This window comes from Methanothermobacter sp., assembly GCF_049720995.1.
Lineage (GTDB): Archaea > Methanobacteriota > Methanobacteria > Methanobacteriales > Methanothermobacteraceae > Methanothermobacter.
In genome coordinates this window covers 1-23,108 of the sequence record NZ_JBNASF010000009.1, presented here as the reverse complement: position 1 = coordinate 23,108, position 23,108 = coordinate 1, and the positions used below count along the sequence as shown (strand labels likewise).

The 23,108-nt window shown below is 48.9% G+C and carries 20 protein-coding genes; 11 read left to right on the top strand and 9 right to left on the bottom strand.

Annotated features, from left to right (window positions below):
• Window positions 1-58 precede the first annotated feature (58 nt).
• The 6 genes from ACPLJI_RS04240 (at window position 59) to fen (ending at window position 5,425) form a co-directional block, all read left to right on the top strand.
• Entirely contained in the window at window positions 59-454 is a 396-nt protein-coding gene (locus ACPLJI_RS04240; protein ID WP_321211473.1) for a hypothetical protein, read from the top strand.
• 3 nt (window positions 455-457) lie between these two features.
• Window positions 458-991 carry a class IV adenylate cyclase gene (gene cyaB / locus ACPLJI_RS04235; protein WP_424730797.1) on the top strand — a complete coding sequence of 178 codons (534 nt, stop codon included), beginning with the start codon at window positions 458-460 and terminating at the stop codon, window positions 989-991.
• A 358-nt stretch (window positions 992-1,349) separates the two neighbouring features.
• Window positions 1,350-2,525 (top strand): homocitrate synthase family protein, encoded by a 1,176-nt coding sequence (locus ACPLJI_RS04230; RefSeq protein WP_321211475.1) that lies wholly within the window; start codon window positions 1,350-1,352, stop codon window positions 2,523-2,525.
• A gap of 62 nt (window positions 2,526-2,587) precedes the next feature.
• Entirely contained in the window at window positions 2,588-3,844 is a 1,257-nt protein-coding gene (gene hacA / locus ACPLJI_RS04225; RefSeq protein WP_424730798.1) for a homoaconitase large subunit, read from the top strand.
• Window positions 3,845-3,885: 41 nt separating this feature from the next.
• Window positions 3,886-4,428: a chorismate pyruvate-lyase family protein gene (locus tag ACPLJI_RS04220; protein WP_374891968.1), complete on the top strand. Its 543-nt coding sequence runs from the start codon at window positions 3,886-3,888 to the stop codon at window positions 4,426-4,428.
• 10 nt (window positions 4,429-4,438) lie between these two features.
• A complete protein-coding gene (gene fen / locus ACPLJI_RS04215; RefSeq protein ID WP_374891969.1) occupies window positions 4,439-5,425 on the top strand; it encodes a flap endonuclease-1 in 987 nt (328 codons plus the stop codon).
• Window positions 5,426-5,428: 3 nt separating this feature from the next.
• On the opposite strand, the gene ACPLJI_RS04210 is transcribed toward fen, so the two are convergent.
• The 6 genes from ACPLJI_RS04210 to ACPLJI_RS04185 form a co-directional block, all read right to left on the bottom strand.
• The gene (locus ACPLJI_RS04210) at window positions 5,429-7,393 is read right to left on the bottom strand and encodes an IGHMBP2 family helicase (RefSeq protein ID WP_424730799.1); all 1,965 of its coding nucleotides are present in this window, start codon (window positions 7,391-7,393) and stop codon (window positions 5,429-5,431) included.
• A gap of 253 nt (window positions 7,394-7,646) precedes the next feature.
• On the bottom strand, window positions 7,647-8,267 hold the full coding sequence (locus ACPLJI_RS04205) for a DUF2119 family protein (protein WP_424730800.1): 621 nt from the start codon (window positions 8,265-8,267) through the stop codon (window positions 7,647-7,649).
• 10 nt (window positions 8,268-8,277) lie between these two features.
• On the bottom strand, window positions 8,278-9,531 hold the full coding sequence (gene ahcY / locus ACPLJI_RS04200; RefSeq protein WP_424730801.1) for an adenosylhomocysteinase: 1,254 nt from the start codon (window positions 9,529-9,531) through the stop codon (window positions 8,278-8,280).
• An 821-nt stretch (window positions 9,532-10,352) separates the two neighbouring features.
• Complete coding sequence (locus ACPLJI_RS04195; RefSeq protein WP_424731413.1) at window positions 10,353-12,542, bottom strand: CDC48 family AAA ATPase; 2,190 nt, start codon at window positions 12,540-12,542, stop codon at window positions 10,353-10,355.
• 201 nt (window positions 12,543-12,743) lie between these two features.
• The gene (locus ACPLJI_RS04190; protein ID WP_424731422.1) at window positions 12,744-14,048 is read right to left on the bottom strand and encodes a prephenate dehydrogenase; all 1,305 of its coding nucleotides are present in this window, start codon (window positions 14,046-14,048) and stop codon (window positions 12,744-12,746) included.
• Between the two features lie 10 nt (window positions 14,049-14,058).
• Window positions 14,059-14,409 (bottom strand): hypothetical protein, encoded by a 351-nt coding sequence (locus ACPLJI_RS04185; RefSeq protein WP_424731414.1) that lies wholly within the window; start codon window positions 14,407-14,409, stop codon window positions 14,059-14,061.
• Between the two features lie 115 nt (window positions 14,410-14,524).
• Between ACPLJI_RS04185 and ACPLJI_RS04180 the strand changes: the two genes are divergently transcribed.
• The 3 genes from ACPLJI_RS04180 to ACPLJI_RS04170 are packed head-to-tail and all read left to right on the top strand — an operon-like array spanning window position 14,525 to window position 17,675.
• Entirely contained in the window at window positions 14,525-15,586 is a 1,062-nt protein-coding gene (locus ACPLJI_RS04180) for an mRNA surveillance protein pelota (RefSeq protein ID WP_424731415.1), read from the top strand.
• Window positions 15,587-15,599: 13 nt separating this feature from the next.
• A complete protein-coding gene (locus ACPLJI_RS04175; RefSeq protein WP_424731416.1) occupies window positions 15,600-16,754 on the top strand; it encodes a radical SAM protein in 1,155 nt (384 codons plus the stop codon).
• A 30-nt stretch (window positions 16,755-16,784) separates the two neighbouring features.
• The gene (locus ACPLJI_RS04170; protein ID WP_424731417.1) at window positions 16,785-17,675 is read left to right on the top strand and encodes a hypothetical protein; all 891 of its coding nucleotides are present in this window, start codon (window positions 16,785-16,787) and stop codon (window positions 17,673-17,675) included.
• A 5-nt stretch (window positions 17,676-17,680) separates the two neighbouring features.
• Here the strand turns inward: ACPLJI_RS04170 and ACPLJI_RS04165 are convergent, their stop codons facing one another.
• Window positions 17,681-19,324 carry an ABC1 kinase family protein gene (locus tag ACPLJI_RS04165; protein ID WP_424741145.1) on the bottom strand — a complete coding sequence of 548 codons (1,644 nt, stop codon included), beginning with the start codon at window positions 19,322-19,324 and terminating at the stop codon, window positions 17,681-17,683.
• A 132-nt stretch (window positions 19,325-19,456) separates the two neighbouring features.
• Here ACPLJI_RS04165 and ACPLJI_RS04160 point away from each other — a divergent pair, with 132 nt between their 5' ends.
• Entirely contained in the window at window positions 19,457-20,506 is a 1,050-nt protein-coding gene (locus ACPLJI_RS04160) for a glycosyltransferase (RefSeq protein ID WP_424731418.1), read from the top strand.
• Here ACPLJI_RS04160 and ACPLJI_RS04155 read toward each other — a convergent pair.
• A complete protein-coding gene (locus ACPLJI_RS04155; RefSeq protein WP_424731419.1) occupies window positions 20,495-21,778 on the bottom strand; it encodes an FAD-dependent oxidoreductase in 1,284 nt (427 codons plus the stop codon). The genes ACPLJI_RS04160 and ACPLJI_RS04155 overlap by 12 nt on opposite strands.
• 126 nt (window positions 21,779-21,904) lie before the next feature.
• On the opposite strand from ACPLJI_RS04155, the gene ACPLJI_RS04150 reads away from it, so the two are divergent.
• Entirely contained in the window at window positions 21,905-22,153 is a 249-nt protein-coding gene (locus tag ACPLJI_RS04150; RefSeq protein WP_074358355.1) for a HypC/HybG/HupF family hydrogenase formation chaperone, read from the top strand.
• 319 nt (window positions 22,154-22,472) lie between these two features.
• On the opposite strand, the gene ACPLJI_RS04145 is transcribed toward ACPLJI_RS04150, so the two are convergent.
• Complete coding sequence (locus ACPLJI_RS04145) at window positions 22,473-22,892, bottom strand: hypothetical protein (protein ID WP_424731420.1); 420 nt, start codon at window positions 22,890-22,892, stop codon at window positions 22,473-22,475.
• Window positions 22,893-23,108: the final 216 nt, after the last annotated feature.

The window sequence follows — 23,108 nt, the reverse complement described above, 5'->3', positions numbered from 1 at the left end:
TAAGGGATAGCATACACAGAATTCTTTAGGACCAGGGGGTCCTGGCTGGGGGGATGATGTGGTTATCGATCCGAGAATCTACAAGGAACAGGTTGAGGAACTTGGAGTTGAGGGGCTTGAAATAAACCCCTCAACCAGAGAGGAGGCCCTTGAGCTTCTGGAGGAGGTTGAAGAATACATAAAAAACCTTAAGAGGATAAGGTACAATCTCCATATGGACATGAGGATCATCAGAATGCAGTACCTTGAGAAAATGAGGGACCCGGGGGTGAAGGATGACCTCCGGAAGAGAAAGAGTATCATGGATGAGAGAGATGATCTCCTGGGTCCATATGAGGGTGTTGACAGGATCATAGATGCCCTCCTTGATGAACTGGATGAATCCGCACAGTTTTTAAGGGAATACGCTGACCTTGAGGATACAGGTGTATCCAGCGGTATTGAAGGGTGGTAGACTTTGATAGAGGTTGAGGTTAAGGCTAAAATTTCCAGCGGGGATGAATTAAGAGAGCGCATAATCTCACTTGGCGGGTGCCATGTTTCAGATGAGGAACAGACTGACCTATACTTCAATGCCCCCCACAGGGACTTTGCAGAGACCGATGAAGCGCTGAGAATAAGAAAAACAGGCGAAAAGACATTCATAACCTACAAGGGTCCCAAAATTGATGATATGAGTAAGACCCGGAAGGAACTGGAGGTTGAGGTTGCAGACCCTGAAACGGCAGCGGGAATACTGGAGTCCCTTGGCTTTCGAAGGGTGAGGGAGGTCTTCAAGGAGAGGAGGACCTACTCACTCGGAGACTTCACCCTATCAATTGACACCGTGAGGGGCCTCGGGACCTACCTTGAAATAGAGAGGGACCTCCCTGATGGCAGTGATTACGGGGATGCACTCAGCGAGATATTTGGTCTCTACAGAAAACTGGGGGTAAGCGGGGGATTCGAGAGAAAATCCTACCTTGAACTTCTTGAGGCTGAATCTGGATAGTTGATTGAGAATTGGGGGTTTATGTGAACTTTTTTAGGCTGAATCTGGATAGTTGATTGAGAATTGGGGGTTTATGTGAACTTCTTGAGGCTGAATCTGAATAGGCACTGCCAGGGACCCATAAAAAATCTGAGAGGGATCTCAAAAGTCCAGGGAGCCAAGGCCAGATAACCGCCAGGGCCAGGGATCAGGTCACTCCCTTATTTATCTGGAGGCTGAAAGGCGTCGGTATGGTCACAACAGATGAAACATGTAGGGCCGGAAGATGCCTGTACTCTCAAACCTTTTATACTTGGATATCAAATTTAAATAAATGCTATGGTCTTCATTTTAATAAATCAGTTAAGGTGGTAATCCCTTGAAATACTTTGTCAGTCCCTTCAATAAGGAAGCTGAATTAGAATTTCCTGATAAGATCACGATTTATGATACAACACTCCGCGACGGGGAGCAGACCCCTGGAGTTTGCCTTGGAACCGAGGAAAAACTTGAAATAGCCAGAAAACTTGATGAACTGGGCATACACCAGATAGAAAGCGGTTTTCCAGTTGTATCAAAGCAGGAAAAGGTTTCAGTAAAGACAATAGCCAATGAAGGTCTCAATGCAGATATACTGGCCCTGAGCAGGACAAAGAAGGAGGACATAGACGTTGCGATTGACTGCGACGTTGATGGCGTCATAACCTTCATGGCCACATCCGACCTCCACCTCAAACACAAACTCAAACTCACAAGGGAGGAGGCCCTCAATGTGTGCATGAACTCCATAGAGTATGCAAAGGAACACGGCCTCTTCCTGGCATTCTCAGCAGAGGACGCCACAAGGACTGACCTGGAATTCCTCAGGCAGATATACAGAAAGGCAGAGAGTTACGGGGCAGACAGGGTCCATATAGCGGATACAGTGGGTGCCATAAGTCCTCAGGGAATGGATTACCTTGTAAGGGAACTTCGAAAGGATATAAAGGTGGACATAGCAATGCACTGCCACAATGACTTTGGCATGGCCCTCTCAAATTCAATAGCAGGGCTCCTGGCGGGCGGAACAGCAGTTTCAACCACGGTTAACGGTATAGGTGAAAGGGCAGGGAACACCTCCCTTGAGGAGCTTATAATGGCCCTGAGGATAATCTATGACATTGACCTTGGATTCAACATCAGCGTCCTCTATGAGCTGTCAAGGCTCGTTGAGAAGCACACCCGCATGAAGGTACCTGAGAACAAGCCCATAGTTGGAAGGAACGTCTTCAGGCACGAGTCAGGTATACACGTGGATGCGGTGATAGAGGAACCCCTCACATATGAACCGTTCCTCCCTGAGATGATAGGTCACCAGCGCAAGATAGTACTGGGTAAACACTCAGGTTGCAGGGCAGTCAAGGCAAAACTTGAGGAGTACGGTATAGAGGTTACAAGGGAGGAACTCTGCAGGATAGTGGAGGAGGTAAAGAAAAACAGGGAGAAGGGGAAATACATTAACGATGAACTCTTCTACAGGATCGTAAGGTCTGTGAGGGGACCCGTTGACTTCTAGGTTGGAATGAACATGGGAGGGGTTACGGCACTTTATACTCAGATGGCTTTCAGGTGGTTAAAATGAACATCACAGAAAAGATCCTTGCAGATGCAGCCGGAGTGGCTGAGGTTACACCCGGAGAGATAATAGAGGCACGGGTTGACCTTGCAATGACCCACGACGGCACATCACCCCCAACAATCCGCACATTCAGGGAGATAGCCTCAAGGGGAGGCCCCAGCAGGGTATGGGACCCTGAGAGGATCGTCATGGTATTCGACCACAACGTACCACCCAACACGATCGGCGCAGCAGAGTTCCAGAGGGTAACCTCTGAATTCGCGGCTGAACAGGGAATAAATAATATCTTCAAAAACGCTGAGGGCATATGCCACCAGGTACTCCCCGAGAAGGGATTTGTAAGCCCTGGAATGGTTATAGTGGGTGCAGACTCACACACATGCACATACGGGGCATTCGGTGCATTTGCAACTGGAATGGGCGCCACAGACATGGCAATGGTATTCGCCACAGGAAAAACCTGGTTCATGGTGCCCGAGGCAATGCGCATCGAGGTTACAGGTGAACTGCAGGGGCTGACCACAGCAAAGGATGTTATACTGAAAATCATAGGGGAAATCGGTGTGGATGGGGCAACATACCGGACGGTGGAGTTCACAGGCAGCACAGTTGATAATATGGACGTGGCTGGAAGGATGACCATCTGCAACATGGCGGTTGAAATGGGGGCCAAAAACGGTATAATGGAGCCCAGCAGGGAGATAATCAGGTACGTAAAGACCCGGACAGGGAGAGACTTCAGGGTTTACCGTTCCGATGGGGACAGCCAGTACGTGGAGGACCACCACTTCGATGTCTCTGACCTCGAACCACAGGTTGCCTGTCCGGATGATGTGGATAACGTCACCCCTGTTCACAGGATTGAGGGAACCCACATAGACGAGGCATTCCTTGGTTCATGCACAAACGGTCGCTACGAGGACCTTAAAATGGCAGCAGATGTCATTGGAGATAGAAGGGTCCATGATGATGTGCGGTTCATAGTTGCACCTGCCTCAAGGGAGATCTACCTCAGGGCACTGGAGGATGGTATAATAGAGACCTTCATAAGGGCAGGGGCAGTGGTCTGCAACCCGGGCTGCGGCCCATGTCTCGGGGCCCACATGGGGGTCCTGGCTCCAGGGGAGGTTAGCATAGCCACAACCAACCGTAACTTCCGGGGAAGGATGGGGGACCCATCATCAAAGGTCTACCTGGCCAACCCGGCGGTAGTGGCGGAATCTGCAATTAAAGGGGTGATCAGCGCACCCGAATAAAAAAGATACCGGAAAGACCTGCATTATGAGGGAGGCAGGAAATGGATGTCAATGTCATGGAGGAGATCGAACGCATCGAGAGGATAATAGGGAGACTCTCAAACACCCAGAAAATACTGCTATCAACAGATGGCTCGGTAACAAGGATACTTGACGTGCTGAGGGGAACAGTAACCATAAGGACCCTGAAACAGGAATTCATACCATCAACTCCTGAAATCGCAGATAAACTCAGAATATCCCCGGGAGAAATGGTTAATCACCGGGTGGTTGTCATAGGAAACAGGGAGCCCCTGATACACGCCATATCATACATACCACTATCAAGGCTTGATGATGCCTTCAGAGAGGACCTCATAAGGGCGGATATACCCATAGGCAGGATACTTAAGAAGCACAGTATAGAATCCCGGAGGGAGATAGAGATCCTTGACATAGAAAGTCCCAGCAGAGAACTCAGGGAAATATTCAGAACAGACTCCCCCATGCTCACAAGGACCTATAACATAATCCACCAGGACGAGGTGCTCATAAGGATAAAGGAGACCTTCCCCTTTGACTGGTTCAGGGAAGAATTCCAGTAACGGTGTTCGCATGGGAGTTAAATTAAAGGATATAGTATCAGCAGAGAAGATAAGGCTTGAGGATCTCAGGGGACGCACCGTTGCAGTTGATGCAGCCAACAGCATATACCAGTTCCTCTCAAGCATAAGACAGAGGGATGGAACACCCCTCATGGACTCAGAGGGGCGGGTGACATCCCACCTCAGCGGCATACTCTACAGGACAGCGGCGGTGATGGAGAGGGATATAAGGGTTGCCTATGTTTTTGACGGGAAATCCCATCACCTGAAGGGCGAAACAGTGACAAGGAGAATTGAGACCCGAAAGAAGTCTGAGATGGAATGGAGGAGGGCCCTTGAGGAGGGGGACATTGAGAGGGCAAGGAAGTATGCTGTGAGGTCCTCAAGGATGTCACAGGATATAGTTGAAAGCTCCAAAAGGCTCCTTGAACTCCTTGGGATCCCGTACGTTCAGGCACCCGGAGAAGGTGAGGCACAGGCATCATTCATTGTTAGGAGGGGCGATGCCTGGGCAGTGGCATCCCAGGACTATGACTGCCTCCTCTTCGGCGCCCCGAGGGTCGTGAGAAACCTCACACTCAGCGGAAAACTGGAGGAACCAGAGATAATTGAACTGGAATCAGCCCTCAAGACCCTTTCAATCACCCATGAGCAGCTGGTGGACCTTGCACTCCTCGTTGGCACAGACTTCAATGATGGAATAAAGGGGATAGGTGCCAGGAGAGGACTCAAACTCATAAAGGAAAAGGGTGACGTATTCAGTGTAATTGATGAGGTTGATGGAGACATAGGAGGCGACCCTGAGGTCCTCAGGAGGATATTCCTTGAACCTGACGTGACAGGGGACTATGAACTCAGATGGAGGAAACCCGATAGGGATGGGATCATCGGGTTCCTCTGCGATGAGCATGGCTTTTCAGAGGAAAGGGTGATGGCTGCACTTAAAAAAATTGAAAGAGCTTCATTCACACAGAAAAGCCTTGAGGACTGGTTCTAAAGGTCATGGGCCCCACTCCCTCAGATCATCAGCTGATGGTTCATAGAGGAATCCCCTCTCCCTGCAGTATTCAATCAACCTCCTGTAGGAGGGGTGGGATGATAGGGTACTGGTATCACCCATTATTATGAGCTTGCGCCTTGCCCGTGTAAGTGAAACATTGAGCCTCCTGAGGTCCCTCAGGAAACCTATGTTACCTTCACTGTTACTTCTCACCATTGAGATGATGATAACCTCCCTCTCGCGCCCCTGGAAACCATCAACACTGTTAACCTCAACATCGGTCATGGAGGATATGAGGTCCACCTGGTCATCGTAGGGCGTTATTATACCGATATCCTCTTCTTTAACACCCATCCTCATGAGGGCACCTGCGATTATGACTGCAAGGTCTGCCTCAAGGGGATTCTGAATTGATGTTGAGCCCTTCAGCCTCCTCTCACCCTTTCCAACCTTGGAGGTATCAATAAAGAGGACAGGGCTCTTCTCTGCAAGTTTTCTGTGGGGCATGGAGTCAGGGATTTCAGAGGATATAACATCCAGTATTGAGATTTCCTCAAGGGATGGGTGGGCCCTTATCCTACCCCCATAGAATTCCCTGTTTGGGAACTCCATTATAGCAGGGTTCATACGGTACTGACAGTTCAGCATCCATGAATTCTCAGGCCATGACCCTATGAGCTCCTCAAAGAGTGTCACCTCCAGTTCAGAGGCATCAGGATTCAGTATGGTTGGTGGAAGCTGTCGGTGGTCTCCTGCCAGCACGAACCTCGGTGCACGTGAGAGTGGTATGAGTATGCTGGGTATTGTGGCCTGGGATGCCTCGTCGACAATTGCAACATCAAACTTCACGTTATCTATGTACTCAAGGGCCGCGGAGGAGTTGGTTGCAAGGACAACCTGGCTGTTACGGATTATCCTGTCAACGATATCAACTTCAACCTCCTGCATCTTCCTGTGGAGGTCGTCTATCTGCTGGTTGATCTCTATCCATCGGGCCATGGATATCATCACATTAGGGGATATGCCCCGGGCACCCCTCCTCTTTGTGGCGTTGATCATTATCTGAGTGTCTGTGAGCCCCCTGCGCAACTGTGGGGTGGGTTTATGGTGCCTTTCACGCTCTTCAATGAGCCTGTCAATCCTCCCCTGGTATTGGAGGACCCTCGTGTACTCGGGGTGGTTCTCAAGTTTATATGCAAGTGTCTCCTGCAGGTTTGTCCTGGAGACCCTCTGGGGGTGTCCGAGCCGGACACATCTCAGATGACCTGCAATTCCCTCAAGGAGGTTGTCAACTGCAGCGTTGCTCTCAGCTGTCACAAGGACACGGTTACCCCTCCTGACCTCCTGCCTTATGAGTTCATGGAGTGTACGTGTCTTTCCTGTACCGAAGGGTCCATGTATAAGGAAGAAATCATCTGATCCCAGTGCCCTCATTATGGCCTCCCTCTGGGACCTGTTGAGTTCAGGGTCTATGGGTTCAAATTCAACAATCTGGTGATCAGATGGTTTCTCCTCCCCCAGCAGAAACCTTAAAACCCTGAACACATTCCTGCCTGCCCCCTTGAGGTTGTCTATCATCCTCTGGAAGGTTATGTCATTGGCGTAGAGGTCCACCCTGACGTTCTTCAGGGCCCATCTCGGGACATTTTCAAGTGCCACCACAATGAATCGTTTACCCTTCGCCGCCACGGTACCTGTGAGGTCACTTCTCAGGGGGTTTCCACGGCTTATCAGGACAAGGTCACCCACCGATATCTGGGTATCTATGGGTTCTCTCCTTCCGTATTTCACGAGATGGAATCCAAGTTCACGTCCGGTCACCTTACCGTTAAGACCATTTATGGCCCTTCCTATCCTTTCACGCTTCTGGGGGGACAGCCTCCTTATCTCATTCATCATGGCGTTTATCTCTGCCTCCCTCTCCATCTCAACAAGTTTAATAAGTCTCTTTATGTATGATTTCACACTGATGTTATCCACCCCAGACTTCACCTAAGGTATATCTTCATTCATTCAAAATCCATATCGGGTTTTTCTTCTATTTTCCCCAGACTTCACCTAAGGTATATCTTCATTAACATGATTCAGTATAATGTTTTATCCCTAAGCATCATCTGTATCCCATTCATCCGATTTTAACTTCATTCTTATCATCATAGAAGTTAAGCCCTAAGCATCATCTGTATCCCATTCATCATGGACATGATTTTCCAGCATTCTAGAATGGGGGGTATTCCCCGAAGAACTCCCTGGCGTATCTCCTCGCGGTTTCAACCTGTTCAGGGTATCTCCTGCCAAGACGCTCTTCCAGTTCTTCACGGGTTTCTGATGATGCAACAGTCTTCAGGAAATTCACGTAAACCTCAAGTCCATCAAGTTCGTCTTTGGAACTCCTCAGACAGGGCATTTCAATGGTGAGGCAGATATCCTCGCGTCTGAAGAGTTTCTTGCGTATGTGGGGTGATACTGAACCTATCAGAACACCCCTCTCCAGTTCTATTAGGGGAGGGACACCATCAAGGCTCCTCCTTGAGGGATCAGTTAACCTGCCGTAGCTCCCCTCCCTGTAGCAGTGGGCCTCAAGGTATGTTGATGGCCGGTACTTCTCTATGAGTCCTATTATTTCCATTCCCTGCTCGCTTCTGTAATAATTGGGGTCAAGGGTGCTCATGTACTCTGTGGGGTTGCAGCTGTATATTATAAGCTTTCCCCTCCGGATGTCATTGAAACCCAGCCTCTTGAGGGCCCTTATTGCTGTGAGACCCTCCTTTCCATGCACACCACCAACGAAGAGCCTTACAGGGCTTTTGCCCTTATCTATCATCCTGAAGAAACCCAAGTTCTTCCTCCTATGTCCCCTCTTCCCAGTTTTCAAGGTACCTTAGCTGTTTCTCTGTCAGTTCATCGATCTGGATCCCCATGGCCTCCAGTTTCATCTCCGCAACCCGCATGTCTATTTCATCAGGGGCCCTGTAGACGCCGGGTTCAGGTTTTTCACTGAGGAGGTGCCTTGCTGATAGTGCCTGCATTGCAAAGCTCATGTCCATTATCTCTGCAGGGTGACCCTGACCCCTTTCTGAGGCGAGGTTAACCAGTCTTCCCTCGGCGAGGAGGTATAATTTGCGCCCATCAGGCATGATGAATACCTCTATGTCCTCCTTAACCAGCCTTTTATCCTCTGATAGCCTTTCAAGATCTTCCCTGTTTATTTCAACGTTGAAGTGGCCTGCATTTGCCATCACACAGCCGTCCTTCATGTTCATGAAGTCATCACCAGCGACCACATCGGTGTTTCCTGTTGCAGTTACGAGTATGTCCGCATGTTTAACGGCCTCTGAAACCCTCATCACCCTGAATCCATCCATACGGGCCTCAAGCGCCCTTATGGGGTTAACCTCGGTTACTATGACATTCGCGCCAAGACCCTGCGCCCTCAGGGCTATTCCACGCCCGCACCAGCCATAGCCACACACCACAACGGTTTTACCTGCTATGAGCATGTTGGTGGTCCCCATTATGGAGTCAAATGTTGACTGGCCGGTACCATATCGGTTGTCGAAGAGGTACTTTGTATAGGCGTCGTTCACGGCCATTACGGGAAATTCGAGGGCACCATCGGCTGCCATGGCCCTCAGTCGGTGTATTCCTGTTGTTGTCTCCTCACAGGCACCTATTATTCCATCCAGTAGTTCTCTTCTTTCCCTGTGGACGAGGAATATCATGTCTGCCCCGTCGTCGATGAGGATGTCTGGTTCATGGTCCAGGACGCGGTGTATGTTTTCATAGTACTCCTCATTGGTTTCACCGCGCCAGCCGTACATGTTGAGGCCCATTTTCGCTCCGGCGGCGGCTGCATCGTCCTGGGTTGATAGTGGGTTGCATCCTGTCATGGCAACCTCTGCACCGCCTGCCAGGAGGGTGAGTCCCAGGTTTATGGTCTTTGGTTCTATGTGCAGGCATGATGCTACTGTGATCCCCTTGAATGGTTTTTCCTCTGAGAAGTCCCTCTTGATCCTTTCAAGTACAGGCATGTGTTCCTGAACCCACATGATCTTCTTTTTACCCTGGGGGGCAAGTGAAATGTCTTTAACATTATATGGCATCTTATCACCAGGTTAACCTAATTGACTTTAGATATAGTTGGAATGACCACCGTGTTCGGGGTCCTCCCAATACACTTAATATAAATTGACTTTAGATATAGTTGGAATGACCACTTAAAAATAGTTATGAGGAGACGATATGGAACTCGGGGCCTCAGCAGGATACACTGAAATTACCACTTAAAGGTGTTGTGAGGATGTCTGACTCTTTCCAGTATTTACCTTAGTGATTTTTACCTTCTGAATCCACCAAAATGACCTATATAATTGCTTAAATTTTGTTTTTTTAGATTATAGAAATTTAAGAGGGTTTTGATTCAATAATAGGAATTTCAATAAACTCTATGAATTTATAAAACATTTTTAATGATTCTAATAATTTCATATCACGCTAAAAATTATTTTTAAAACTTTTAATCCGCTAAAATTATTTTTTACGGTCATTGAAGGGATATTCTCCGGAAGTTTTTGACCATTTTCTAACCGGCCTTTTATAATAACCATATGTTATTTTAAGCTTTTTTATCATTAGAAGACTTTATATTTGATTTTTGAATTTTTATCCTGCTAAAATTTTGATTATAATTTTTTGAACAGTTCATGATCTTTATTTTTTACTTATGAAGCCTTACAGGGAGTCGTCTGTCAATATAAATGAACTGCATTATTGGGGATCGACAGATTTATAAGTCTGAGAGGAGAAATTTCAGAACGATACAGGTCAAATAAAGAAAAAATCCGCCCTGTTAAAATCAGACCAAAATGGGATTGAAATATTTTAAATTTAAAAATGTATTATATTCATTTAAAAAAAGTGGAGGTTAATGGTACTGAACCTGTTCCTCAAAGCCACCCTTTGGTTTTATCTTTTCCATGGCCTCAAGGAAGTGTTTCATTGGGACCTCCTCTGCATCCATGTTCTCTCTGAGTGTCAGCATGGCGGCCTCCCTGCATACGGCTTCAATATCGGCACCAACGTATCCCTCTGTTTTGTCTGCGAGTTTTTCAAGGTCCACGTCATCTGCAAGTGGCATGTCCTTTGTGTGTACCTTGAATATGGCGAGCCTTGCCTCCCTGTCTGGATCATTGACCTTGACGTGTCTGTCGAATCTTCCAGGTCGGAGGAGTGCAGGGTCCAGTATGTCCGGCCTGTTGGTTGCGGCTATCACAGCAACGTCCTGAAGTTCCTCAAGTCCATCGATCTCTGTGAGGAGCTGGTTCACAACACGCTGTGTCACCCCTGAGTCTGCTGTGCTTCCACTTCTCACTGAGGCTATTGAATCTATCTCATCAAAGAAGATCACGGTTGGCGCTGTCTGACGTGCTTTTCTGAATACTTCACGGACACCCTTCTCAGATTCGCCCACCCACTTTGAGAGTAGTTCAGGGCCCTTCACGGCTATGAAGTTGGCCTGGCTCTCATTGGCCACTGCCTTTGCGAGGAGTGTCTTACCTGTACCCGGTGATCCATGCAGCAGGATGCCCTTTGGCGGTTTTATGCCGAATTTCTTGAACCTGTCGGGGTACTTGAGGGGCCACTCCACGGCCTCCCTGAGTTCCTGTTTGGCGTCTTCAAGTCCACCTATGTCCTCCCATGAGACGCTGGGCACCTGTACGAGGACCTCCCTGAGGGCTGAGGGCTGGACCTCCTTAAGGGCTTCCTTGAAGTCTGCCCTTGTGACTATCATCTTCTTGAGGACCTCTTTGGGTATCTCCTCATCGGCCTTTATTTCAGGCAGAACCCTCCTCAGCACTCTCATGGCGGATTCCTTACAGAGTGATTCCAGGTCGGCACCTACGAAGCCGTGGGTTATCTCTGCAAGTTCATCCAGGTCAACGTCCTCTGCGAGGGGCATCCCCCTGGTGTGTATCTGGAGTATCTCCTTTCTTTCTTCCCTGTCAGGGACGCCTATTTCGATTTCACGGTCGAATCTTCCGGGTCTTCTCAGCGCAGGGTCAAGGGCGTCTGGTCTGTTGGTTGCACCTATGACCACAACCTGTCCCCTGCTTTTCAGGCCGTCCATGAGGGTGAGGAGCTGGGCAACTATTCTCCTTTCAACCTCGCCACTTACGTCCTCCCTTTTGGGTGCTATTGCATCTATTTCGTCTATGAATATGATGGATGGCGCGTTTTCCTCTGCTTCCTCGAAGAATTCCCTCAGTCTCTCCTCTGATCCCCCAACGTATTTGCTCATTATTTCAGGACCGTTTATGGCTATGAAGTGGGCGTCGCTTTCGTTGGCGACTGCCTTTGCGAGGAGTGTTTTACCTGTACCTGGCGGTCCGTGCATGAGGACGCCCTTTGGTGGAGTTATGCCCAGTCTCTCGAAGAGTTCTGGCCTCTTGAGGGGGATCTCTATCATCTCCCTGACCTTTTTTACCTCCTCCTTGAGGCCTCCGATGTCCTCGTATGTGACGTCCACGAGGTTCTTCACGCCCTCCAGCTTGCTGACGTCAACGGGTTTTGACTGAATTTCCACCTGGGTTGTGGGTGTGACTCTCACGACACCTGCGGGGCTTGTTGATACGACCGCGAGTTTTATTTCCCCCAGTGGTGAGAGGTCCATGAAGTCCCTGAAGAACTCATCGAAGAGTCCTCCACCGGATATCTGCTGCCTTATGCCTGATACGATTATGTCTCCCTTGACGAGGACTCTGTTGAGGAATGCTGATCTTATATCTCCACGTATGATCACTTCCTGGTCGACGGGTGCCAGCACGACCTTCTGGGCGTCCTTTACGTCTGCCCTCCTCACTGTCACCTCCTCGCCGATGGATGCCCCTGCATTTTTACGGAGGTATCCGTCTATCCTTATGATTCCCAGGCCTATGTCGGACTGTGATGATATGACGGTCGCAGCGGTCAGTTTTTTACCCTCTATTTCGATTATGTCTCCGTCGGAGAGACCCAGCTTTTCCATGCATGCGGGGTCCACACGGGCTATCCCCCTACCAACGTCCTGCTGGGCGAGGGCCTCTGCAACCTTTAATTTTATTTCCTTTTCTGCCATACAACCCACCTCTTTTATATGATTATTATGTTTCCAGTTAAATTTATAATTTAACGGAATGTTTTAGTAAATTTAAGTTACTATAATATTGAAGCAAGTCATCATATATAAAGTTTTCGGTATATTTATATATTAATATCAGAACCAATTAATACCCACGCTGCCGCCCCACTTCAGCCATCTTTAACCGGAGGGCAGCCACTACCTTATCCTGGCCCCCATACCCTCAAGGATTTCCCTGACCCTCTGGTAGTCCTCTTGCTGGAATACATGAATCCTGAGGGTTAAACTCACATGACCTGCGGGTATCTGCGGCCCACTGTAAACATCAACAACCTCTGAGCCAGCAACACCATCAAGAAGCCCTGTCAGGTACTCAATAACATGGGGATCCACTGTATCTGGAAAAACAGCCGATATATCATACACACGTGTGGAAAGGTTTTCAGCCTTCCACCTCTGAAGTTCCTCATCAGAGAGAACCATTATATTGGAAATCTTGAAGCTGAGAACCCTCTTACCTTCCCTCAGGGTCGCATAATCCGGTGTGACCGACTCAAGCACCCCCACATGCACCTTACCTGAATAGATGTGCCTCAGACCAACTTCGGCTCCAACGGAATCCTTCAGAATTTTAAGTTCCTCATTGAGGGCCTCTATTGCCTTATCGGACCTTCCAAGGGACGCCTCAACATCATCGATGTTCTTGGCTGCAAGACCCATCCTTGATACGAATTCATCCATTCTGCCAGCACTGAGCATCTCATTGAGTTCAGAGGCCGTCCTGAGGAAACTGTCACGCATATCCTGTCCATGGGGGTTATGGGTCTGGATGGAGTACGCCAGATATGGGTTCTGGGCCACTATCCTTGCAATGGTGTCTATCATGAGGTTGTATATTGGGCTTGCAAATTTCCTTGACTCCCTTATATCTACCCCCTCTGCCTCAAGGGTGGAGGCTATGCTTATGTAGGCAAAGTGTGTGAGGACCTGGACAACGCTCATCATACGGTCATGGGTCGCCGGGTCAGTTACTATAACACGGGCCTTATGTTTCTCAAGAAACTCAATAACAGTATCAACCCATGGATTTTCCTTTGTAGGTGTGAGTACAACTACCTGTCCCTCAAGAGAGGACACCCTGGGTCCGAACATGGGGTGGGCTGGAAGGTGGTGGGCGCCATCCCCTATGGACTCCTCCATGACCCGGGCTGGCTCCTCCTTTACAGATGTGACGTCCATCAGGAGACCCCCCTCCCTGACGTGGGGGGCGACCTCCCTTATAACATCTGCAGTTACATCTATCGGCACAGAAACAACCACGACATCTGCACGGGATGCTGCCTGAACGTTGTCACCACAGTATTCCACACCAATCTTTGATGCGGCTTCCATTCCAGCATCATGGTCCCTTCCGGTGATTATGACCTTTAAGCCCTCCCTTTTCAGGAATCGGGCTATCCAGTATCCAAGCCCACGAGTACCCCCTATGATGCTCACAATCATTTCCACCAGCCTACTCCCTGAAGGCCTTCACAGCGATGTAGCCCCCGATACCACCGAGCAGGAAGCTAAGGCCCCCAATTATTACGAGACCTGTGGTGAAGGTGAAGATATCAGGCGCGGCAAGACCTGCAATTCTACCGGGCATTCTGGGACCGAATATCATCCCTGATGAGAAACTCATAACTGCAAGTATGAGTGAAGCGGCAGCCCCTTCACCTGCACTTCTCCTTTCAGCCCTTGTGAGGTAGGCCGCCAGGAATCCTGTGAAGGTATAAACAAAGAGGCCGTCAATGAAGAATAGCATGATGAAGCCCACGATGATGCTCAGAAAAATTGCCGTACCTGATTCATAGTCACCCATCAGATTACACTCCTCTCCCACTTAGCTGACTCTTAATTTATAAAAGTATTCATATATATTATCACTGATCATTCAGCATGATAGAATCATTTTCCAATGATTTCAGGGTGAAGAGATGAGGATAGTACATGAGGATGAGAAAAACGGTGTCATAGAAGTTGTACCCGAAACCCTTGACGACCTCTGGCACCTCTCCCATATAATTGAGGAGGGAGACCTGCTTTCAGCAAGGACAACAAGAAGAATACAGGATACCAGCGGAGAGAAGATAAGAAGCGACAGGGGAGTTAAGAAAACGTTCTATCTTGGTATAAGGGTTGAAAGTGTCAGTTTCCACGTCTACACAGGAAAACTCAGGGCAACAGGGGTTATAGAGCGGGGCCCTGAGGACCTTGTGCCCCTCGGGTCCCACCACACCCTTGAGGTTAAACTCAACACCCCCCTCAGGATCAAAAAGGATTCCTGGAGCAGATGGACACTCAGGAGGCTTCAGGAGGCCGTGAATGCATCAAAGCATATCAGGGCACTGATAGTTGTAATTGAGGATGATGTGGCAGACATTGGAGTCATAAGACAGTATGGTGTGGAGTACCAGGGCCCCATCACAGGTCACATTCCAGGTAAGAGGATGCAGCAGAGGGACCGGGGTAAACTGCGACTTGAGTTCTATGAGAGGATAGTGGACGCCCTCAAAAAATACGGTGAACTTGAGACGATCATAATTGCAGGGCCTGGCTTCTACAAGTCAGATTTCCATGAATACCTGCTGGAAAAACACCCTGAAATTGGAAGTAAGGCCGTGGTTGAGAATACAGGGACCGGTGGAAGGTCAGGAATATATGAGGTTCTGAGGAAGGGCACAGTGGAGAGGGTTTCATCAGAGAAAAGGGTGGCAGCAGAGGTGAGGAATGTGAATGAGGTCCTTGAAAGGCTGGCAAGGGACCCTGAAACGGTGGTCTATGGCAGGGAGGAGGTGCTGGATGCCATCAACATGGGGGCTGTTGAGAGGCTGCTGGTCCTTGACAGGGTTGTGAGCAGGGAGGATATTGAGGGATACCTTGATATTGTTGAGAGCATGGGCGGCTCTGTTGTGCTCATAAGCAGTGAACACGAGGGTGGCAAACAGCTGGAATCCCTCGGCGGACTTGTAGGTATCTTGAGGTTCAGGATCTCATGATGGGGGACTGTCATTGTTCAGAATTCTCCAGGATAGATGCACCGGGTGCGGAAGATGCAGGATGCTCCAGTGCAGTGAAAACTGTTCAGGTTGTGGTGCCTGCCAGCTGGTATGCCCTGAGGGCGCACTTGTTCCCGGAGGAAGGGATGATACAGAGTACAGGGTGAAAGTAAACAGTGAAGATGTCAGGGCCACGGGCACCGTGGGGGACGCCCTTGAGGCTGCGGGTATCAGGGTAAGTGGCATACCAGGGGAAGGGGAGGTATTCTCACCATGCGGTACAGGGGGGTGCTGGGCATGCGCTGTATCAGCAAATGGGATGAGTTTGCAGTCCTGTGTAACACCCCTTGAGGAGGGGATGGTCATAGAGACCATACCTGAACCGCCACTGAGATATGTGGGTAATTTCGGCCCCCATACAGCGGGGGGAGTGGGGACACCCCTCAGTGAAAGGGGGGAGGGCCCTGTTGAGGTGGTATGCTTCGCCCATGGATGCAACCTGAGGTGTCCCCAGTGCCAGAACAGCCAGGTGGCGTTCACCCGTGGGGTCACATTGCTTGACCCTGAAGAAACCGCAATGATGCTGCTTGGTGTTGAATCGATTTACAGGACAGGCACTGTCACGTTCTCTGGCGGTGAATGCACACTTAACAGGTCATGGCTCTCCGGTTCAGTCAGGAGGGTAAGGGAACTTGATGGTGGGATCAACATTCACGTGGATACAAATGGCACGGTGCTCACGCCCCCATACATTGATGAGCTTGCTGAGGCCGGCATGAACAGGATAGGAATTGACATCAAGGGGAGGAGGCTGAAGACCTTCATGGGGATAACAGGGCTCAGTGATCCTGAAAAAGCCAGGGTATACCTTGAAAACTCATGGAATGCTTTCAGCTACATCTCTGAGGAGCATCATGGAATATTCATGGGGCTGGGGGTCCCATACAACAGTGCACTCATATCCACGCGGGAGATTGCTGAAATGGCGTCTGAAATAGTCTCTGTCAGTGCAGACGTCCAGGTAACTCTTCTTGACTACAGACCGGAGTTCAGGCTTAAGGATATTCAGAGGCCATCGGTTCCTGAAATGCTTGAGGTGCGTGATCTGATGCTTGATGAGGGCCTCAGAAGGGTAATTGTCCAGACATCCTCGGGGTTCATAGGGTGATCACAGACAGAGTCATGGAGATTGATGGTGATGTTAATTGATGACTGGTCCCTGCTTGTAGCGGCTGTGGCCGTGCTTGTACTGACACCTGCTGCCGCAGCCATCATATCGCTATTTAAAAATTCAAATCTATACACTGATGTGAGGGGGGGCACACCCCGCGCTGCAGGTATTGTGCCATGGGCGGCCCTCTCGATATTCACACCCCCACCATTCAACACCCCTGTTGCTGTGATGGGGGCTCTTGCATTTATTGATGACATTACTGGGAGAAGAAGGATAATGAACCTTCCCATTGAGTTGGGGCAGCTTTCACGGGGCATGGGCATGCTGGCAGTTGTTATCATCACCTACCCCCTGATGGGGGCGTGGGGACTCCTTGTGGCACTCATGGTACAGCCGGTGAACATTGCCGACATGCAGCCAGGGGTGGCCTGCACCGTGACGGTCATCATGTCCCTCCTGGCACTACCTGCAGCCATCATAACAGGTTCAGGCATCCACCTAGCCCTTCTTATCATTGTGGCTGCACTTGCATACTCACCACTTGATTACATGGGAAGGATAATGATGGGTGAGGTTGGAAACCACAGCTTTGCAGTTGCCCTTGGACTTTTATTCTACATTGCAGGGGGCCCGCTGCTTCTCCTGTCACTCTTTCTCCTGACACCCCTTATAACAGCCATTTTAAGGAGGGCTAATCTCTCAGAATTCATTGAGAAGAGACTTAAAATTGAGAACCCCACCCTTGGAGATCTTTATATGGATGTCATGACGGGCGGAGGCCTTGGGGATCTTTTAAGGAGAATAATACTTGGTAGAAGGGCTTTCAGAATCCATAACCCTCTTCTGATTTCCCTTGGATTCAGGAGGCTACTTTTCAACCCCCATGCGTCCCAGGGGTTCAGGGATGAGCTCTGATTCCATCAGGTCATCTTTCTCGATTTTATGATTGAAATTATGAGTGCAAGGGCTATGATGAAGCTCACAGCAAAACCGAAAAGCCCCAGGAAGGGGAACTTCTGGAGTATAAGGGCCTCCTTTGGGATTGCAACCAGTGATGAGCCTATTATAAGGGCTGAGACCAGCATGGCCACCGATATCCTGTTGGTTGATCTTTCAATTCTCCTTGATATCTCATCGAGGTTCCTGTGTTCAAGCTCCATCTTCAGTTTACCCTCCTCCAGTCGCTGAAGGGCCCTTATCATGCCACGCGGGAGATCGTTCACTATGTGTTCAAGTTCTATGAACGCCGAGGGGACCTCGTCCAGGTTCCGCAGGGGGTTCAGGCGTTTTCTTATGAGGCTGTGGGTCATCTCCCATGCAACCTCCACTCCATTGAATCTGGGATCCAGGCGCTCACCAAGATCCTCTGCCATGCTCATGACCCTTGCAAGGAGCACGAAGTCCCTGGGGATCCTTATCCTGTGCTTCATTATCATCTCGGGCATTGTGAATTCTGTGAGGATCTCCCCAACCTTCTTAACGTCTGCACCATAGTAGCGATCAAGGAGGTCTATTATATCGTACTTGACCTCTTCAAGGTCCGTGTCCTCTGTGAGGATATTCATGTACCTCAGCTGGTTCACTATACCGTTCACATCATAGTTCATGAGTAGAATGAAGAGTTCAGCCAGTTTATCCCTGAATGAACGGTCAAGGTGACCCATCATTCCGAAGTCCAGGAAGCACAGCACATTACCCCTCTGGACGAGTATATTGCCAGGGTGGGGGTCGGCGTGGAAGAAGCCATGTATGAATATCTGCCGGAAATAGCAACGGGCACCCCGCTCTGCTATTGTCCTCGCATTGAATTTTATGTCGGATCCCAGGATTTCTGTGAGTTTAACGCCCTCAACGTACTCCATGGTCAGCACCCTGCTGGTGGAGTATTCCCTGTAGACGTAGGGGGCGTAAACGGTTTCGTCATCAAGGAACATTGCACGGAATCTCTCAGCATTGTTGGCCTCCTGGTGGTAATCCAGTTCCTTTCTGATGGCCCTTTCAAACTCCGCCACTATCCCAGGGAGGTTGTAGTACTCCAGACCAGGGATGCGATCATTTGCAAGCTTTGCAAGGTACTTCATAAGTATGATATCACTTTTCACGGTGGCGGTTATACCGGGGCGCTGCACCTTAACGGCAACCGTCTCCCCGCTTTTCAACCTAGCCCTGTGGACCTGGCCTATGGATGCCGATGCAACGGGTTCCTCCTGGAAGTCGGAAAATATATCCTCCAGGGGCATGCCAAGTTCAGATTCGATAACCATCCTGACGTCCCTGAAGGGAAATGGAGGTGCCTCATCCTGAAGTTTGGCCAGTTCATCTGCTATTTCCCTGCCCACAAGGTCCGCCCTGGTGCTCAGCACCTGGCCAAGTTTGATGAAGGTCGTCCCCAGTTCTTCAAGGACAAGTCTGAGGCGTACTGGGGCCGGTTCATGGATCTCCTCAGGGCTCCTTATGTAGAGTTTCAGGCTTTCAAATAGCCTGTTTTTGAGGCCTATGGCCTCAAGTATGTTCCCGAAGTGGTACTTGCCCATTACCCTTATTATCTCCCTGAGGCGCCCCATGTCAGGCCTCTTATTATATGGGGGTATGTTCATATTAACCAATTATTTAATGTATGATATTTAAACCTATTTTGCAGATATAGAATCTCCCGTCACATTTCATGGGTTTTTCACTGAAATTATGGTGATCATATGAAGGCACTTTTCACTGTAACAGGTCGGGGAATGGGTGGAGACGCAATAACAGCACTTAACATAGCCAGTGCACTTGAGAAGAGAGGATTTGAATGTGAATTTGCACTTGATCACAGCGCCCCTGGAATACTCCTCAAGAAGAGGGGTATTGGATGGCACAGGGTCAGGATACCGCAGGCTGGGGGCCACGCAGCAAGCAGGTTGAAACTGCTGAAGGCTGCTTTCAGGACCCTGAGGGCGGTTTACGAGACCGGAAGGCTGATAAGGAGGATCCAACCCGATGTGGTTGTTGGTGTGATAGGAGGGGGCGCGGTTGTGGGCTGCCTTTCCGCAAGAATTACTGGAGTTCCTGCTGTGGGTGTTCTTATAACCCCCACTGATGCACGGGTCTGCACCCGTCTCAACAGGAACGTGGCGCTTCCAGAATCCAACCTATTTGGAAAGGAATTTAAGGGTGTTGAGAGTGTTTATTCACCCATCAACCCTGACATAACACTGGGGGATCCTGAAAGGGCCATCCAAAGGATGCCCCCTGAATTTGACCCTGAAAGACCAACCATTGTTTTCTCCTCAGGTTCCTCCCTCTTCAGGATGATGGCTGAGGCCGCGGTTAAGGTTGTAGAATCCAATGTCAGTGCAAACATCACGGTTGTGGGGCATCCCCTGCGGGAGGAGTACGGGCGGATGGTGGACCGTGATGGGATAATCAACCTTGGTTACATAGACTGGGTCAGTGACCTCTACAGCCTCGCAGACCTTGCTGTGCTCTCTGATGATGGGGTGATGGTCCATGAGGCCATTGCCATGAGGTTGCCTGTGGTGGCACTGAGGGGTGTCAAGTATGGAAGGTACCATAACATGGGTTCTGTCTTCAGGGGGGCCGTGCTGGAGACCGAGCTTGATGGTATTGAGGAGGCTATTTTAGGGGCACTTGAGTCTGCAGATGATATGAGGAGGGCTGCGGAGGCCTACAGTGGGGATGTGATAGGTGCTGCAGACAGGATAGCTGAAATTATAGAGGAGGAGGCAGTGAGGTCAGTACCTTGAGAGGAACCTCATGAGCTTGTACACACCATCCGTTGATGGGTGTGTCTCCACCAAGTCCTCAAACTCATACATTGAAACACCCATTCTCATGAGCAGTGAAAGGTAGGGCATTATCAACCTGGCACCCGGGGCAACAGAGTATACTGCAGCCGAGGTGCCATCATCATGGATTCTGACCTTGGTTAGTCCTGTTTTTCCCTCAAGAACACTCCAGAATGAACCTGGGCCTGCAAGGCCTGGTATGACAGCCTCCCTACCCTCATGATCCCCGCTTTCAATGAAACCAACATCGTACCCCAGTGATATTGCATAGGGAAGGTACCGGTAGTCAATTCGCCTCTCAACACCCGCTGCATTGAGCCCAGCCACCACACCTTCCATCCTTGCAATGGGCGTTGTCCCGTGACCACCGGTAACGTCTCCTGCAGCATAGACATGCTTTCTTGAGGTCTCCATAAATTCATTAACCTTAACTGCACCGTTTTCTCTGAGTTCAACGAACCCATCAAGGAACTCTGAGTTTGGTCTCTGACCTGTTGCAAGGAGTGTGAGGCCTTCAATCCGGCCGGCTGATGTTTCGGCACCATCCTCATCTATTGTGGTGGTGGATGTATTCTCAAGAATTCTGACGTTTTTCAGAAGTTTCCTCATCACGTAATCCCTGATGAGGGGGTCAAGTTTACCCAGAAACTCGCCTCTTGATACCACGCTCACCTCTGATCCAAGGGAGGAGAATATACCTGCAAATTCAGCTGCAATCACACCCCCACCTATTATAACGAGTTTTTCAGGGGTCCTGTCAAGATCAAGCACGTCCCTGTAGGTTATGGCTTTTTCAGCACCCTCGATGGGGGGTATGCTGGGCCTGGCCCCTGTTGCTATTATGAGCCTGTCATAGGGGATTTCATCATCCCCTGCGGTTACTCTACCCTCTGAGACCTCTGCGTCGGCGTATATTACCTCTACACCCGCATCAAGTGTCTCCCTTTCTGTAACATGCCTTATCCTGCTGAGTGTTTTTCTCACACCCCTGGCTATTTCCCTGTAGTCTGAGGAGTATTCAAGGTCAACGACACCCAGATCCCTGAGCTGGCGGGCTTCATCCAGAAACCTTGCAACATCATTCAGACCACACACAACCATACATCCCTCATTAAGGCATGTTCCCCCAATGAATTTCCTTTCAAGGATTGTAACGTCGTTTCCGAGGGCTGCGAGTTCCATGGCCGCGGCCCTTCCTGCGGGACCTCCCCCTATCACAACACACTCCATAGGATGCACCTGTATTAATTTTGAATGGTTATTTCCCACAAATCTTTATATGTCACAAATCTTTATCTAATTACTGACAGTGTAATTTTTTGACTTTAATCCTATTAATTTGGAGAGGGTTATTGAATGTGTATTGCAGCACCTGCTCAGATTATTGAAATTGACAGCGAGGATAATGTTGCCACCGTCGACTTTGGTGGTGTGAGGCAACAGGTGAAACTTGATCTTGTGGATGATGTTGAGGAGGGTAAGTATGTGCTTGTTCACTCAGGCTACGCCATTGAGGTGATGTCTGATGAGGCGGCCAGGGAGTCCCTGGAGGCCTGGGATGAACTCCTGAAGGCCCTTGAAGAGGAGGATAACTTGGAGCTGTGATTAACAGATCCATTCCATTTATTTTTTTGATTGGTTTCGGAAAAGACGAAAAATAAAGAATTTAAGAAAAATAAGGTTTTTTCATTTTTCACATGGTATACCATGATTTCTGCGGATTCCTATCTTTGATTTCTGATGTGGGTATGTCCATCATGAATATTATATGGATCCCCAGTATCCATTGTATGTCCTCATGGTGCCATCCTCTATAGCTTAAAGGCCTGGGATCCCACTGGCTCCACTCACTCTATGAAGACTATGTTGTTTGGGTAATCCACCTCTCATCATTTAGGCGGTTTTAAGCTTTGATTTTCATGTTTCACGCAGGCGCTTGCCTTATTATCATAATGCTATACAAAAGACACATTAGAGCAACCACCATGAAACCAATCATTGTAGTTGTAAATATACTTTCTTCAAGAGGAGCCTTTGAGGTTAAAGAAATTAACAAACCCAAAAAATTGAACCCCACTGTAACTAAAACACTAATTAAAAGTTTTTCAGGCGATTTTCTAATATTAATATGCACGTAAGTTCCTTTTCCTTTCATCCAACCATAAATAGCCTCTATTAAACCTAATGTCATACCTACAACAAATATATCCAGTAATATTATCCACGAACTTATGGCACTTTTTGGCGGCATCAGTCCAGCACCTTCCATATACCCTGTAAGAGAGATAATGCTAGTTATTATGAATGCTACCAGTAAGCTGATTATAATTGGCTTATTTTCCATTTAGTACCCTCCAGTTATTTAATTTTAAAAAAATAAAATGTAATAGACATATTTTTACATGTGTATTTGTCTAGGCATCGTATTCTATATAATGGATCCTGTGGTCTTTCCCGATATAAGCTCTCACTTTTTTGAACGGAGGATGATAAGCAAAGTAACACCAGTACTTTTTTGGCACGTATTTAGCGAACTTTTCTATATTCATTTCGATGTTCC